Annotated in this window: 9 protein-coding genes and 6 pseudogenes; 9 read left to right on the top strand and 6 right to left on the bottom strand. The window is 67.6% G+C overall.

Features of this window, described 5'->3' with window-relative positions; translation table 11 throughout:
• Window positions 1-189 precede the first annotated feature (189 nt).
• The 3 genes and pseudogenes from ACFYZE_RS35875 to ACFYZE_RS35865 all read right to left on the bottom strand — a co-directional run.
• On the bottom strand, window positions 190-2,502 hold the full coding sequence (locus tag ACFYZE_RS35875) for an FdhF/YdeP family oxidoreductase (protein ID WP_389003824.1): 2,313 nt from the start codon (window positions 2,500-2,502) through the stop codon (window positions 190-192).
• Between the two features lie 36 nt (window positions 2,503-2,538).
• Window positions 2,539-3,159, bottom strand: coding sequence for an SRPBCC family protein (locus tag ACFYZE_RS35870; protein WP_389003829.1), 621 nt, complete (start codon window positions 3,157-3,159; stop codon window positions 2,539-2,541).
• A 281-nt stretch (window positions 3,160-3,440) separates the two neighbouring features.
• Window positions 3,441-3,764: pseudogene (locus ACFYZE_RS35865) on the bottom strand (IS5/IS1182 family transposase); the annotation flags it as partial.
• Between the two features lie 159 nt (window positions 3,765-3,923).
• On the opposite strand from ACFYZE_RS35865, the gene ACFYZE_RS35860 reads away from it, so the two are divergent.
• From ACFYZE_RS35860 to ACFYZE_RS35835, 6 genes and pseudogenes are all read left to right on the top strand, one after another.
• Window positions 3,924-4,532, top strand: coding sequence for a GNAT family N-acetyltransferase (locus ACFYZE_RS35860; RefSeq protein ID WP_389003821.1), 609 nt, complete (start codon window positions 3,924-3,926; stop codon window positions 4,530-4,532).
• A gap of 77 nt (window positions 4,533-4,609) precedes the next feature.
• Window positions 4,610-5,587, top strand: a complete 978-nt coding sequence (locus ACFYZE_RS35855; RefSeq protein ID WP_389003818.1) for a transposase family protein — start codon at window positions 4,610-4,612, stop codon at window positions 5,585-5,587.
• A 126-nt stretch (window positions 5,588-5,713) separates the two neighbouring features.
• Window positions 5,714-6,061, top strand: a pseudogene (locus tag ACFYZE_RS35850) (helix-turn-helix domain-containing protein); the annotation flags it as partial.
• A 219-nt stretch (window positions 6,062-6,280) separates the two neighbouring features.
• Entirely contained in the window at window positions 6,281-7,606 is a 1,326-nt protein-coding gene (locus ACFYZE_RS35845) for an IS110 family transposase (RefSeq protein WP_389003815.1), read from the top strand.
• A 110-nt stretch (window positions 7,607-7,716) separates the two neighbouring features.
• A pseudogene (locus ACFYZE_RS35840) lies at window positions 7,717-7,884 on the top strand (winged helix-turn-helix domain-containing protein); the annotation flags it as partial.
• Between the two features lie 47 nt (window positions 7,885-7,931).
• Window positions 7,932-8,429 (top strand): transposase, encoded by a 498-nt coding sequence (locus ACFYZE_RS35835; protein ID WP_389003827.1) that lies wholly within the window; start codon window positions 7,932-7,934, stop codon window positions 8,427-8,429.
• 1 nt (window position 8,430) lies between these two features.
• Here ACFYZE_RS35835 and ACFYZE_RS35830 read toward each other — a convergent pair.
• A pseudogene (locus tag ACFYZE_RS35830) lies at window positions 8,431-8,631 on the bottom strand (transposase); the annotation flags it as partial.
• 328 nt (window positions 8,632-8,959) lie between these two features.
• On the opposite strand from ACFYZE_RS35830, the gene ACFYZE_RS35825 reads away from it, so the two are divergent.
• Window positions 8,960-9,799 carry an IS5 family transposase gene (locus ACFYZE_RS35825; RefSeq protein ID WP_389003812.1) on the top strand — a complete coding sequence of 280 codons (840 nt, stop codon included), beginning with the start codon at window positions 8,960-8,962 and terminating at the stop codon, window positions 9,797-9,799.
• A gap of 210 nt (window positions 9,800-10,009) precedes the next feature.
• On the opposite strand, the gene ACFYZE_RS35820 is transcribed toward ACFYZE_RS35825, so the two are convergent.
• Window positions 10,010-10,912 carry a YceI family protein gene (locus ACFYZE_RS35820; protein ID WP_389003809.1) on the bottom strand — a complete coding sequence of 301 codons (903 nt, stop codon included), beginning with the start codon at window positions 10,910-10,912 and terminating at the stop codon, window positions 10,010-10,012.
• Window positions 10,913-11,390: 478 nt separating this feature from the next.
• Window positions 11,391-12,717: pseudogene (locus ACFYZE_RS35815) on the bottom strand (peptidase S8).
• A 1,112-nt stretch (window positions 12,718-13,829) separates the two neighbouring features.
• On the opposite strand from ACFYZE_RS35815, the gene ACFYZE_RS35810 reads away from it, so the two are divergent.
• Together ACFYZE_RS35810 and ACFYZE_RS35805 are read left to right on the top strand one after the other, a co-directional pair.
• Window positions 13,830-15,023, top strand: a complete 1,194-nt coding sequence (locus ACFYZE_RS35810; protein WP_389003806.1) for a PucR family transcriptional regulator — start codon at window positions 13,830-13,832, stop codon at window positions 15,021-15,023.
• A gap of 503 nt (window positions 15,024-15,526) precedes the next feature.
• Window positions 15,527-15,652, top strand: a pseudogene (locus tag ACFYZE_RS35805) (IS110 family transposase); the annotation flags it as partial.
• Between the last annotated feature and the right edge of the window lie 134 nt (window positions 15,653-15,786).

The raw sequence follows: 15,786 nt of genomic DNA, 5'->3' as shown, positions 1-15,786 counted from the left end.
CTGGGAACGACGCGACGACATCCACGAGGCCTTCCTCGGCCTCGCCACCTGCCTGATCACCTACCGCCACGTCCAACGCCTTTGTTAGGACCTCTTAAGCCCGCGATTTCCGGCGCATCACACTAGACGGACGGCTGGGCCTCGCTGCTGTCAGCGGGGCCCGCCGGGGTGCGGCGTCGTCGGTTTCGGTCAGACCGGTGCCGGCCGGGATCGGTCGCCCGTGGGTTCGAGGCGGACGACGATGCCCTTCGACGTGGGCTGGTTGCTTACGTCGGCGACGCTGTCGAGCGGCACCAGGACGTTCGTCTCCGGGTAGTAGGCGGCGGCCGAACCCTTGGCCGCCGGGTAGGACACGACCTCGAAGTTCTCGGCCCGGCGCTCGGTGCCGTCCTCCCAGACGCTCACCAGGTCCACGCGATCGCCCTGGGCGAGGCCGAGTTCGGACAGGTCGGCCGGGTTGACGAGGATCACGTGACGGCTGCCGTGGATGCCGCGGTAGCGGTCGTTGTTGGTGTACGGGACGGTGTTCCACTGGTCGTGCGAGCGCAAGGTCTGCAGCAGCAGGTGACCCTCGGGGGCCCGGGGGACCACCCGCTCGTTGCAGGTGAACCGGGCCTTGCCGGTCTCGGTCCTGAACACGCCCTCGTTGACCGGGTTGGGTAGCTGGAAGCCTCCCGGACGGGTCACCCGGGCGTTGAAGTCGTGGAAGCCCGGCACGATCCGGGAGATGCTGTCGCGGATGGTGTTGTAGTCGCCCTCGAACTTGGCCCAGGGGATGTCCCCCCCGCCGCCGAGGCTCAGCCGGGCGAGCCGGCACAGGATGGCGACCTCGCTCAGCAGCATGCGCGAGGCCGGTTCGAGTCGTCCCTGGGAGGTGTGCACCTCGCTCATGGAGTTCTCGACGGTGACGAACTGCTCGCCGTCGGCCTGGACATCACGCTCGGTGCGCCCCAGCGTCGGCAGGATCAGGGCGGTGTCGCCGCAGACGGTGTGCGAGCGGTTGAGCTTGGTGGAGATGTGGGCGGTCAGCCGGCACGAACGCATCGCCTTCTCGGTGACCTCGCTGTCGGGCGCTGCGCGCACGAAGTTCCCGGCCAGGGCGAGGAAGACCTTGACGCGGCCCTCCAGCATCGCCTTGATCGAGTTCACCGAGTCCAAGCCGTGCGGGCGCGGCGGATCGAAGCCGAACTCCTCCTGAAGGGCGTCCAGGAAGGTGTCCGGCATCTGCTCCCAGATGCCCATGGTGCGGTCGCCCTGGACGTTGCTGTGGCCGCGCACCGGGCAGGCGCCCGTGCCGGCGCGCCCCAGATTGCCCCGCAGCATCAGGAAGTTGACGATCTCCCGGATGGTGGGTACGCCGTGCTTGTGCTGGGTGATGCCCATCGCCCAGCACACGATGACGCGTTCGCTCCGCAGGACCTCGTCGCGGACCTTCTCGATCTCCTCGCGGGTTAGTCCCGTCGCCGCGCGCACGTCGTCCCAGTCGACGGTGCGGGCGTGCCGGGCGAACTCCTCGAAACCGGAGGTGTGGGCGTTGATGAAGTCGTGGTCCAGGACGGTGCCGGGACGCGCGTCCTCCGCCTCCAGCAACAGCCGGTTCAGTGCCTGGAACAGGGCGAGGTCCCCGCCCGGCTTGATGTGCAGGAAGCAGTCGGCGATCTGGGTACCCCGCCCCACGACCCCACGCGGCTTCTGCGGGTTCTTGAAGCGTCGCAGCCCCGCCTCCGGCAACGGGTTCACCGCCACGATGCGGCCGCCGTTGCGCTTGGCCTCCTCCAGGGCCGAAAGCTGCCGCGGGTGATTGCTGCCCGGGTTCTGCCCCACCAGGAAGATCAGGTCCGCGTGGTGGAGGTCGTCGAGACTCACGGTGCCCTTGCCGACGCCCAGCGTCTCGTTCAGGGCGAAGCCGCTGGACTCGTGGCACATGTTGCTGCAGTCGGGCAGGTTATTGGTGCCGTAGGCGCGGGCGAAGAGCTGGAAGACGAAGGCGGCCTCGTTGCTGGCCCGGCCGGAGGTGTAGAAGACCGCCTCGTCGGGCGAGTCCAGCCCCTTCAGTTCCTGCGCCAGGACGCCCAGGGCGTCGTTCCAGCCGATGGGCTCGTAGCGGTCCGACCCGGGCCGTTTGATCACCGGCTCGGTGAGCCGGCCCTGCTGGTTGAGCCACATGTCGGAGCGGGCGGCCAGATCGGACACGCTGTGCTCGCGGAAGAAGTCGGCGGTGATCCGGCGCGTCGTGGCGTCGTCGTTGATGTGCTTAGCGCCGTTCTCGCAGTACTCATTGCGATGGCGCCGGCCCGGAGCGGGGTCCGCCCACGCGCAGCCGGGGCAGTCGACCCCGCCCACCTGGTTCATGGTGAGCAGGTCGACCCCGCTCTTGCGCGGGGAGGTCTGCTCCAGGGAGTACTCCAGCGCGTGCACGACGGCGGGAACCCCGGCCGCCCACTTCTTCGGCGGTGTCACGGAGAGGGAGGTCTCCGGCTCCTCACCGGGCGGGTTCTGCATCGCTTGGCCTTTCTCTTGCCGTGTGCGGTACGCGGGTCAGCCGACGGGCCACTGGGCGACACGGCTCCTGGGCGGTTCCGGGGTCTCGTGCTGAACCCGGCCGTTGCGGATGGTGCCGCGCCAGGCACCGCCCTCCTGACCGAGCCCTTCGATGAAGTGCTTGAAGCTCACCAGTTCCCCGCGCACCAGTCGCACGGTCAGCCCCACAACCCTGGACGAGCGGGTGAGGACCTTCGCGGCCCCCTGCGGTTGGAGGAGCATCCGGACCGTGATCGCGGTGCCACCGGACTCCGTCGGCCTGAACTCGACCTCGCCCTGGTGGGTGGGGTGCTGCTCCAGGCCACGCCAGGCCAGATAGGCGTCAGGGTCCTGTTCCACGATCTCGACCGCGAAACGGTGACGCAGGGGGCCGTAGCCGATGGTCCACGCGGTGACGGTAGGCCTGATCTGCTCGACGTCGCGCACCACGGTCGAGAAGCGCGGGAACGTCTTGAACTGCGTCCACTGGTTGTAGGCCGTGCGGACCGGCACCGCGACCTCGACCGTCTCCTCGACGTGCCGCTCGCGCAGGGGACGGCGGCGTGTGACGCCGTCGCCGTCGGAGCGCATGCCCCGGGTGTTCGGCACGGCCTGCCCACCGTCGTCTTCGTGCGCCATCATGGTCCTTCTTCCGGTGAGGGAGCCGGGCGTCCAGAGACCCGGCCCTCCCCTTATGGGGCAGGGCATCTCTTCCGGTTCCCCGATCCCGGGTTTTGAGTCACCCGACCGCGTAGGCGTCCCGGGCGGCCCCGAGCGCGAGAAGGGGCCGGGCCCGGCTCGCAGGAGGGGCGCCGAGCCCGCGGCTGCCTGGTGCCCTGGCGTTTCGGCACGGGCACCAGGGCGTGGCTGCCCTCCGGGCTGGCGTCGCTGGCGCCCGCCGCGGGAAGACCGCTGCGCGCCTCCGAATGCCGGCTCCGCCACGCTGCGCCCGCGGCGTTGTCGTGGGTGCTCGCGGCCAGCACGGTGACAGCGATGACCAGGCCGAGCACGTCAACGGCCAGTCCCCGCTTGCGGCCCGGGACCTTCTTCGCCGGATCCCGGCCGGTGGTGGAGGCGGGAACCCCGGCAGCCACGTGGACACTCTGCGTGTCCAGGACCACCAGGGTCGGGTCCTCTAATCGGCGGGCCTTCTCCTTCACCTGGCAGCGCAGGAGTTCATGGATGACCTGGTCCGTCCCGTCGTCGCGCCATAGGGCGAAGTAGTAGTAGTACGTAGCACTTTTACGGTCTCGGGGGAAATTGAGCTTCGGCGTGCCGGCCTGGCGGCTCGGCTGGTGGGTGATCAGCGGGACGAGTGAGGCGATCGCGAGATGGGTCTCGGCGTAGGTATCGCAGCGTCCGTACGGCCCTTCTCATGTCACGGCCCGACCGGGACGATCACCATGTCCGCCGAGGCCGTAAATCTGTGGACAGCCCCCCGGCGCTGGGCGAGCATCTCCGCGATGAACAACGAACCTCTCTCCATCCCCAAACGCGTCCGCTTTGTCGAGCTCAGCGAAAAGGCGCTGCGGGCGCTTGCCGACGGCGACCTCGCCGGCGGCAGCGCCGAGGCCGGGGTCGCCCTTGACGAACAATTCGTCAGCGACCGGGCCCGCTGGATCTTCGGCTATCGCGCTGACCAACTTGCCAAGGACCCGACTGCCGCGCCCTGGATCACGCGGGCCGCTGTGTCCGAGCCGGACGGGGCCGTCGTCGGCGACGCCGGGTTCCACGGGCCGCCGGACGAGGCCGGCATGGTCGAGGTCGGCTACACCGTCGTGCCCGGGTACCGCCGCCAGGGCTATGCCCGCGCCATGTTGAGGGCGCTGCTCGTCAGGGCCGCCGCCGAACCCGGTGTCAGGACCGTGCGGGCCACTATCAGGTCCGACAACAACGCCTCCCTGGCCACCATCGCGGGCTTCGGTTTCACGCACGTCGGCGAGAAGGGCGACGAGCGCGACGGGCTCGAGATTGTCTTCGAGGTCCCGGCAGACGCGATTCAGGCCGCGTAGCTTTACTGCCTCGGAGGACATGGTCAGCGTCCTGGTCGGGCCGTGACATGAGAAGGGCCGTACGGGTTAGGTGAGTTGTGAAGCTGATCTGGGCCCGCGCGGCCTGTTCCCATCCTGCCCTGTCCGGTGTCTCACGCGCACATTTCGGCGAGTTGTTCGCCGAGCTCGCCAGTGCATGGGAGGCCGCGCGACAGTCCGCGCTCCGCGAGGCCCGGGGCGGGGAGCGTCGGCGGGCAGAGGGTGCAGGCCGAAAGCCCAAGCTGGTCTTCCTCGATCGGCTGCTGGTCACCCTGGTCCATCTGCGCCATAAGTTGCCGCACGTGGTGCTCGCCGAGCTCTTCGAGGTGGATCGCTCCACCGTCTCCGCGGCCATCCGTCAGGTCCGCCCGCTGCTGGCGGCCCGTGGTTTCGCCGTGCCCGACCGGCCCGGCCTGCGGCTGAAGACGCTGGAGGACGTCTTCGCCTATGCCGAGGCGGAGGGCGTTGAGCTGCGGCTCGACGGGGCCGAGACCCAGGTCCGCCGCCCGCAGGCCGACCGCCCCGGGCGCCGGGCGTTCGTCTCCGGCAAACGCAAGCAGAACACCATCAAGACCACCACCTTCAGCGACGGCCAGGGCCGCCTACTGCTGTCTGGCCTGGTCCGCCCGGGCCGGATGCACGACCAGACCGCCGTGCGGACCGAGGGCATCGCCGAGCAGTTCCGCACCCGTCCCCGCGTGAAGGCGAAGGTCGATTCTGGCTACCTCGGGCTGGCCAAGGAGTTCCCCGGCCAGGTCAGCGCCCCGCCGAAGAAGCCAAGGGACGAGGCGTGCGACGGTGACAAGCACGCCCGGCGCGAGACACGGCGGCGGCAGTCCTCGGCGAGGATCTGTGTGGAGCACACCAACGCCGAGCTGCGCCAGTGGGCACCCCTGCGGCGATTCACCGGACGCCGCGATACCTACGCCGAGGCCCATCTCGCGATCGCCTCACTCGTCTCCGACCGATGCGCGCAGCGTGCCACCCGCCGCCGGACGAGCACCGAACTCGTCCTCGTCCGCGACACCGCCCGCTGATCACCCACCAGCCGAGCCGCCAGGCCGGCACGCCGAAGCTCAATTTCCCCCGAGACCGTTACTGAACTTTGCGGCGTCTTGTCGTTGGGGGCTGACGATGGGTGATCGTCGCGGTATGCCGGTTGTGTGAGATATCCGCAGGGTGGTGGGCTGACGCCTGAACGGCAGGCGTTTCGCGAGCGGATCCGGCTGGAGGCCGCGGAGCTATTCGCTTCGGGTGCCTCCAACGCCGAGGTCGCCAAGGGCTTACGGGTGAGTGTGCGCTCGGTGCAGCGCTGGCGCCGGGCCTGGCACGGTGCCGGAGCCGAGGGGCTGCGGTCTGCCGGGCCTGTGTCACGGCCCAAGCTGAGTGAGGCCCTGTTCACCGTGCTCGAGCAGGAGCTCGCCAAGGGGCCGCTCGCGCACGGCTGGCCGGACCAGACGTGGACGCTGGCGCGGATCAAGACGCTGATCGGACGCCGGTTCCACAAGAGTCAGCCGTTCACCTGCGGTTGACGCCTCGCGGGCGTGAAAATTGGTACGGGGCTGTCCGCCGACGCCGCTTCATGTTTGGGCCGTGAGCCCGCACAAGAGTCTGGTGAGAGAGCCGTCCGAGGGGCCGCACACTGTCGTCTCGAACACGCCGTTCAGCTTCTCCGCCTCCCTCAGGGCTCTCCGGGCAGCCCCTCCCTGCACGATGCACAAGGGGAGCCCATGGAGGAGTTGAGGGAGGACCACGACGATGGAAGCGTTGCCCGAGTCGCGGCGATCGACATCGCCAAGGCGTCCGGGATGGTGTGTCTGCGTGTCCCGCACGACACCATCGAGGGCCGGCGTATTCAGCAGGTCTGGACGGTGGCGTCCACAACGAACGCGATTCTCGAGCTCGGCGACCGGCTGGTCTGTCAAGGCGTCCAGCGAGTGGTGATGGAAGCGACGGGCAGCTATTGGCGGCCCTTCTTCTACCTTCTGGAATCCCGTGGCCTGGAGTGCTGGCTGGTCAACGCGCGCGACGTGAAGAACGTCCCTGGTCGGCCCAAGACCGACAAGCTGGACGCGGTCTGGCTGGCCAAACTCGCCGAACGGGGCATGGTCCGGGCCTCGTTCGTTCCCCCGAAGCCGGTGCGGCAGCTGCGGGACCTCACCCGCACCCGAACCGTCTTCGTCCAAGAACGCACTCGGCACAAGCACCGGGTGGACAAGGTCCTGCAGGACGCGCAGATCAAGCTGTCCGGCGTCGTCTCGGATCTCTTCGGGATGTCCGGACGGGCGATGCTGGATGCCCTGGTCGCCGGGGAGCGTAATCCCAGAACGCTGGCGGGCCTCGCCAAAGGGAATCTGGTGAAGAAGAAGGCGGCCCTGGCCGAAGCACTCACCGGGCAGTTCGACGACCACCACGCCCGCCTGCTGCGCGTGCTGCTGTCAACCGTCGACCATCTCACCGCGCAGATCCAGGAACTCGACCGGCTGATCGTGGATCTCATGGGCCGGACCACGGCCCCGCGCGACGACCGCGGAAGCAGTCCGCCCGGCCACGCTGACGTGACCGCTCAGCACCTGGCCGAGCGTCTGGATGCCGTCCCCGGCGTCGGGCAGGCCACTGCCCAGATCGTCCTCGCCGAGATCGGCCTGGACATGAGCCGCTTTCCCACCCCCGAGCACCTGGTCTCGTGGGCGAAGCTGTGTCCGCGGACCATCCAGTCCGGAGCAAAGAACACTGCCGGTCCGGCCGGCAGGGGCAATCCCTGGCTCAGGGGCGCACTGGGTGAAGCCGCCAGTGCCGCTGCCCGCACCGATACCTTCCTCAGTGCCCGTTACCGACGCATTGTCAAACGCCGCGGCCACAGCAAGGCACTGGTCGCCGTGGCGCGCTCGCTCCTTGTCATCACCTGGCACCTGCTCAACGAGCCCGAAGCCTCCTACCAAGAACTCGGTGCCGAATGGCACCACCGTCATCTCAATCCCGCCCGCAAGACCAGAGATCTTGTCCGTCAGCTCCAGGCCCTCGGACACCAAGTCACCCTCGCACCCGCAGCCTGAGCCTCCCGCCCTGCCTCGGACGTCCGTCCTGCTTCGCAGAACGGACCCTGCCGCCTGCCTGGCTAAGGTTCGATTTTCCGTTCAGCATGACGCTGTCGGCGATCGCGCGGATGCTGCACCGGCACGGCTTCAGCCACCAGGTCCCGGCCCGCCGAGCCACCGAGCGCGACGAGGAGGCCGTGGCGGGCTGGGTGAAGGAGACCTGGCCGCAGGTGGAAAGTCCGTGGCGGCGCTCGACGCCTGGCTGTGCTTCGAAGACGAAGCCGGCTTCTCGATGACGCCGCCCACCGCACGGACCTGAGCCCGACGCGGGCGGACACCCGTCATCCGGGTGCGGGGACGCTCCCAGCGCCGCTTCTCCATCGCCGCTCTGGCCTGCTACAAGCACGGTGAACGCTCACGGCTGATCTACCGGCCCAAGCGGCATGTTGATCACAAGCGCGGCGGCAGACGCAGTTTCACCTGGACCGACTACCGCGACCTGCTCATCGCCGCACACCAGCAGCTCGGCGCACCCATTGTGCTCGTGTGGGACAACCTCAACGTCCACAAAGACCGCCGATTACGGGAGTTCATCGACACCTACGACTGGATCACCTGCTACTCCCTGCCGGCCTACGCACCCGACCTCAACCCCGTCGAGGGCATCTGGTCCCTGCTGCGGCGCAGCAGCCAGGCCAACACCGCCTTCACCGACCCTGACCACCTCATCAGCACGCTCCGACGCGGTCTCCGCCAGATCCAGTACCGCAGCAACCTCATCAACGGATGCCTCGCCGAAACCGGCCTCACCTTGACGACATCACGGCGACAACGTCAGTAGGCGGCAGGTCATGCGGGAGGTAGGTCCACTGGCAGCCGGTCCTGCCCTGGCAGAGGATCGCGTTGACGATCTCCCGCATCTCATAGGAGCCCCGGTGACCGCTGACCGAGCGGTGCCGGGCCTTCCACGCGGTGATCAACGGCTCGGTCAGCGACCACTGCTCGTCCGATAAGTCGCTCGGGTACGGCGTGCGTTCACTCACCTCATCACACCATCAGATCAGCGACCACGGGTCGGCAGATTCCGCCCGCACCCACACCATCAGGCAACGACAGAACCACTCAAAGTCTTCCGAACCGCCCTCTCAGAGGGCGTTTACGCAGGTCAGGTCTCATATGTGACTCTCGCACCTGCTCTGCTTTGAAGGCTTTCATCCCGTAGGCGTCTTATGACCTTCCCTGGGGCCGAGGCTTGGTCATCCGTCTCGTTCGCTTCTATATCTGGAAGTCCGTCTGGTTTGAAGATGCGACGGAATCGCCTGATGGGCAGCGGAACCGCGCCCTCCGGCTCACTCGTGATCACGCTACGCCGTGAGCGAGCGCAAGCCGTACCCCAGCGACCTGTCCGACGCCCGATGGGCTTTGATCGAGCCGACGTTGACGGCCTGGAGAAAGGCCCGGCTGGACCGCAGGCCGACCGGGCAGCCGGCCAAGGTCGATTTACGCGACGTCTTCAACGCGATCCTCTACGTGAACCGCACCGGAATCCCCTGGAAATACCTCCCGCACGACTTCCCCAACCACGGCACTGTCTACGCCTACTACGCCGCGTGGCGGGACGAAGGAATCTTCGCCCAGCTCAATTACGACCTGACGGGACTGGCCCGGGTGAAGGAGGGGCGCAAGCCCGAGCCGACCGCCTCCGTGATCGACACCCAGAGCGTGAAGACCTCCAGCAACGTGCCCCTGACCAGCCAGGGAACGGATGCGGCCAAGAAGATCGTCGGGAGGAAGCGCGGCATCCTGACCGACACGATCGGCCTCATCCTCGCCGTGACCGTCACCGCCGCCGGCCTCTCGGAGAACGCCCTGGGAATGCGCCTCCTCGACCAGGCGAAGGAGAAGTACCCGACCATCTCCAAGAGTTGGGTCGACACCGGCTTCAAGAACGCCGTCGTCGAGCACGGCGCCCGCCTCGGAATCGACGTCGAAGTCGTCAACAGAAACCCGGATACCCGCGGGTTTCACGTCGTGAAAAGACGCTGGGTGGTCGAGCGGAGTATCGGTTGGATCATGATGCACCGCCGTCTGGCTCGCGACTACGACACCCTCACCGCCAGCTCCGAAGCCATGATCCACATCGCTTCGGTCGACAACCTCACCAGGCGCATAACGGACAAGACCACCCCCACCTGGCGAGGAACGTACTAGGGCATCAAGGGCAATCTGCCTACTTCAAACGCCCTCTCAGAACGCTCCATCGGGCCAAAGCCCGATGCGTGGCGATTACGTCCGGCAGACCACGTGTGAAGAAGGAGGAACCCCCGGTGCTCTGGCGATCCGTCGCCGACCTGCGGACAAGGCCGAAACAAGCCGTGCACGCGGACAGGTGTCGCACATCGTTCACGGACCGCATTGCCGCTACTTGAACTTCAGCTGCGTGCCCTTGGGAACGATCTGAATATCAAGTTCCACCTTGATGTTGGAGCCGACGACTGCGATGCCACGGGCCAGCATCGTCTTCCAGTTGATGGTGTAGTCCTCACGGTGCAACTCGGTGGTGGCGTTGACGGCCAAGCGGGTCTCACCCTCCATGCCGACGCGCATACCGCCGTAGTTGGCGTCGAGGGTGACCGTGCGGGTGACGCCGTGCAGCGTGAACCCGCCGGTGATCGCCCAGTTATTTCCGCCGCGGTGCACGAAGCGGTCGCTGTAGAACTCCATGGTGGGATAGTGCTCCACGTCGAGGAAGTCCGCGGAGCGCAGATGGTCGTCGCGCATCTGCACATTGGTATCGATCGAAGCGGCGTCGATGACGACATGCATCGCCGAGTCCTCGATGGTGTTGCCGATCCGGATCGCACCGGCGAAGTTGTTGAAGCGGCCATAGACCCGGGCGAGACCGATGTGGCGTGCAGCGAACCCGATTCGGGTGTGAGCCCGTTCGATCTCCCATTCGCCGGGTTGGGGCAGCGGAAGCGAGGGCGCTGCCTGGAGCGTGATGTCTCCGGGGCCGGCAAGCCCCCCGTCGTCGGTGACCGGAATGCTGTCCCGGTAAGGGGCGAAACCCTCGGCGGAGACGGCCAGTCGGTATTCCCCGCGGGGAACCATCGCCACGACCATGCCGTAGGGATCGGCCTCACCACTCACTACCTTGCGACCGTAGCTATCGTTCACCGTGAACTCGGCTTGGCCAACGGGCTCGCCCACGGGGTCGAGGACGCGGCCGATGAGGAGACCCGCGCCGGGCGGCACGGTGAGTCCGGTGAGTGGGTTTCCCCTCCGCTGAGAGGTCTTCCGTCGGCCGAGAAGACGGCTGATCATGGTGTGCGTACCCCTATACGGTCGCGCTCCGCGGGCGGCGCGCAGCGCGACGTCGGCCGTGCGACCCATGACGGATATGCATTCGATTCCTGCCTGTTCGATGCAAACGTACAGGCAGGCGGAGACTCTGCCCCGGCCGCGATTGAGGAGTCCTGTGAACATGTTGAGGAGTCCTGTGAACGCGGGTCTTCAGGCGTGGCCAGCAGATGACGGCCATGCCGAGGGTGAGGAACGCTTCGTGAATGTCGTCGCGGACTTCCCAGTGAATGCGTAGGCGGCGGAACCAGTACAAGAGAGCGTCCGCCGCTTCGACGCCGCTGGTCGGCGCCGTGCCCGGCGCCTGGTGGTCGTGCAAGCCGGACGCCTCAGGCGGCTGCCCCACGCTCGTCCACCTCGAGGACCGAGACGTGGCAAGGGCTGGGCTCGCGCGGCAGCAGTGCGACGCGGCCCAGCCCCTGTCGGTCAGAGGGCGCTCCCGTCAGAAGGCGCCGGTGCCGTTGGGTGTGCCAAGGCCGGTCGGCCCGTCGTATCCGGGCCGCGCGGTGCACAGGTAGCTGCCCCCGCAAAAGCCGTTGCCTGCCCGAGGTGACGTCGTTGAGCGCCGACGTGTGGCGGTACGGGTAGGAGCCGCCCACGACCTGAGAGGTGTTTCCCGCCAGTGCGTAGACGCTCGCGATGATCGGTGACGAGGCGCTGGTGCCTCCGACTTGGAGCCATCCGTCGGCACCCTGTGCGAGGCCGAGTTGAAGCTCGGTGTCGCACAGAGATCCGCCGCCGCAGTTGTTGTATGTGTCGTAGAGCGCCACGCCCGTGTTGGGGTCGGCGACCGCCGACACATCGGTGACCGTGCGCTTGGCGCATCCGGGGTCATGCTGCCAGGACGGCTTCGCCTCGTACGCCGAGCAGCCCGAGCCCGCGCCGCTCCAGGCAGTCTCGGTCCAGCCGCGCGAGTTGGACGCCTTGCTCAGCGAGGTGCCGCCCACGGCGGTGACGTACCGGGAGGAGGCCGGCCAGGAGACGCCGTAACCGGAGTCACCCGAGCTCGCTGTGATCGCGACGCCGGAGTGGTGGAAGTGCGAGTCGAAGGAGGTGATGGTGTTGTCCTCGGAGCCACCCCAGCTGTTGGAGACGGAGACGACGCCCGAAGTGGTGGCGGCGGTGTCCTCGGCCTTCATGAGGTCCGAGGCGTTCGCCGAGTTCGCCTCGACCAAGAGGATGTGGCAGCCGGGGCATGTTGCCGAGACCATGTCGAGGTCGAGGCTGATCTCCTCGGCCCATCCGTAGTCACCGGCGGGCAGTGGCGACGCATGGCCGTTCTGATTCACCTTGCGGAAGCAGCCGTTGGCGGTGGTGCATGACGGCAGACCGTAGGCTTTGCGGTAAGTGGCCAGGTTGGACTCGGCGTTCGGGTCGTTCATGGCGTCGACGATCGCCACCGTCCGGCCGGATCCCGAAGTACCGCCCAGGTGGTAGGCGGAACGCAGATCGGACGGCACGTACCCCACCGTGGACGGGGTTCCGGTGGTGAACGGTGACATGCGGCCCGAAGCGGTGCGGTGGGCCTTCAACACTCCGAAACAGCGGGCCTGTCCCGCTTGGGCGGGATGGGCGCAGCCGAAGTCCGTTGTAACCGCGGAGGCAGACGCGCGCGGGGCGGCCTGGACTCCGGTGGCCAGGCCGAAGGTGAGGGCGGTGACGGCGAGTGTGAGCAGCGCGGTGACGGCCGCTGCCATCCGCCGCACTCGGCGTCTCGGTCGGTGACGGTGAATCACTGAGGTACCGGCGGGTATTTCACGGTGGTGCATCAAGCCTCCGTGCGGTTTGAGGCGGTTCGGACGGGCCACGTAACGTGAAAAAGGCATGGGCAGGCGGCGCGTCAGATCGGCGGCAGATCAGATGGTTTCACCATGTGGTCGCCGTCTTGTGCTGGTCAAGGCCATGCCAATGCAGGTGTTGTGAGGCTGCCGCGGTGAGTGAGTGAACCGCCGCTGATGCCTGCCTGTGTCGATCGCCGACCGGAGCGGATGGCCCGTCTCGACGTACGAGGGCGCGACCGCCGCAGCGGCATTCTTCATCAGCGTCAACCCGTCGCGTGACTTGCGCAGATGAAGTTATCGGAACGCGCAAGGCCGGGCCACGGCTCTTTCGCCCGCCGATGGCTGGCGAGTCTTGAAAGCACGGGCCGCCAAGATCGGTAGCAAGACCCAGAGGATTGAGATGGGTGCCCGGGAAGTGCTTGACTGCCACCCATATGAGGCGTCGCCGCCGATGCGTGAGCGCCCTCCCAGGCCGTCTTGGGGCCGTGAGTGGGCGCTCAAGGCTGAGCAACGTCGGCAACTGTCGACAGCTCAGCAGTAGGTAGCCGGGCTGCCGATCAGAAGGAGACGAAGACGCCAGCCTGGTTGTACTGGCCGATGGCGCTCAGGGCTTCGTTCTTGACTGCGCCGGCCTGAGCCAGGACAGACGAGTCGCTGACCGCCGTGGGGCCGGCGATGACGCTGGCGTGCGGGCTCAGGCCGCCGGAGACCTGGTCGAGCTCGGCATCGGATCTCGACGGTCTGAACCTGGGGAGCGGAGTTCATGATGAAACTTCCCTCCACATGGATGTTCAACAAGGGGGCGGCCCCGCCGGGGACAGAACGCGGGCCTTGACCGCAGGGCGCGACATGCGTTTCCGAATATCTTCGCGCGACCCCGGCGGCGCAGAAGATCAAAGCACGGAGCGCACAAAGCATCCACTCAATCGGCAGCTCGGCCCCAAGAGTTGAACGCACAGCTTGCACATCCGTGCAGGGTTGAACACCAATTGAGGACACCGTCGTTGCACAGACAGGCGGCAAGGCCCGTCGGTCGGTAGCCGGGCATAGTGACTCACGCTTTGTGCCCGCACACAACCGTGTGCGTCTATCATTCGCGCATGACCACGCCGCTGGGCGCTGACGCGTGCATGACTGATCTGCTCGACCGGCTCTTGGTCTCGGTGGATTCACTGACCGACGAACTGACCGCCGAGATCCTCAACGGCGAGCGCTCGTACGCCGAGGGAATCTTGCTGAGCCACGAGCAGTTGCGCGCGCCCGTGCACGACAACCTGCGCACGCTGCTGACAGCCTTGAGAAACGGGGGTGTGCCCACCAGCATGGACGCCCCGCGGGCGGCGGGCCGACTCAAGGCCGAACAAGGCATCCCGCTGGCTGCTCTGCTGCATGCCTTCCGTCTCGGCGGGCGGTTCATCTGGGAGCGGCTGCTGACGATGGCTCTCGCCAAGGACAACGCCGCCTGGCTGCTGCACAGGGCATCGGACATCTGGTTGATCATCGACCAGTGCTCCAGCGCCGCTGCCGAGGCCTACCGGGCCGCGGTGGAGGAACAGGTATGCCGCGATGCCGCCGCACGGAGCTTCATGCTCACCACGCTGCTCGACGGCACCGCAGGGAACAGCTCCAGGGCCTGGGAGGCCACGCGGGTCCTGCAGCTGGACCGCAAAGGACCGTTCCTGGTGGTGTGCGCCGAGAACAACGACGGCGTCGGCCCGCTGCCGACGGTCGAGGGACGACTGCGCGCGGTCGACATCGACGGCGAGTGGATCCACCGGGCAGGCAGCCTGCTCGGCCTCCTCGCTCTGCCGAACGAGCATCTGGTCGTCGCGGTGGAGGAGCGCCTCAGCAGCATCGCGCTCTCCCGCGTGGGCATCAGCCGGCCCTTCGCCTCACCCATGGACGCGCCGAACGCTCGGCGGGAAGCCCAACTGGCGGCCCAGTGCCTGCCGCCCGGCACCTCCGGCACGCACGTCTACGGGAGCTCGCCGATAGCCCTGCTTGCCGCGGCCTCACCCGACGCCGCTTCCGAGGTGGCCCGTACGGTCTTCGGGTCGCTGCTCACCCTGCCGGCGGCGGAACGAACCGTCCTGCTCGACACCTTGAGCGTCTGGTTCGCCACCGGCGGCTCGACCACGCGGGCCGCCGAGCATCTGCACTGCCACCGCAACACCGTCCTGTACCGGTTGGGCAGGATCACCGAACTGACCGACCGGCGAACCAGCGACGCGGACTCCTGCGCGGAGCTCTACGTTGCCCTGCAGGCCGTGCGACTGGGCACCCTCTCGGAATGAGACCTCGGCCAGCCTGGACACCGGTACGCAAGGACGCGCCTTCGGCGATCACGCTGAAGGCCGGCGCGGCGCGCCCTCCGCTGGTCGGCGAGCTGGCGGCCTGAGCCCCCCGAGGCGGCGGACAAGCTGCTGATCAAGCCAACGGGTGGGCCAGGCCGACGCCCGCGTCCAGCAGACATCTCGGGGGCACGGCAGCCCCTGGGGGGGCGCCAGTTATCTTGCGAGTCATGCCGGATCACGAGCGCCGAGCCTGGCAGCAACCCATCCCGGGCCGCAGAAGAACTCTCACAGTTACCTTTTTCGTGGCTCCGCAACGGGGCCTCCGGCCTTCGGGTCCGGCATGACTTCCCCCCTTGTTGTTCATGATCCGGGGGGTGGTGTCACCGGGTCCGGAGGCATCGAAGCACCGGCTTCACCCGAGCCGGAAGAGCTCTGCGTAACGTGGATGTGGCAGCTCGGTGCCCTGGCAAGGCCAGACGAAAGCGTGATGGAGGGGCCTGCACGTGATCGACACCGGCGACATCGACGTCTTCCTCGGCCTGGACGTCGGCAAGGGCGAACACCACGCCACCGCCGTCAACCCGGCCGGGAAGAAGGCGTTCGACAGGCGGCTACCCAACACCGATGCACCTTTTACGAGTTCCGGCCAGTTACGGCGGGCGGCGGAGCCTAAGGACTGTCCCGCAATTGATCTCTGAGGGGCCGGTGATGCCGCGATTCGAGGCGGCGTGGATCGGCTACGCGGCTTGGAGCAGGTTGTGCA

Source organism: Streptomyces sp. NPDC001796 (assembly GCF_042892355.1).
Classification (GTDB): Bacteria; Actinomycetota; Actinomycetes; order Streptomycetales; family Streptomycetaceae; genus Streptomyces.
This window is presented reverse-complemented; position numbering and strand designations above follow the sequence as displayed.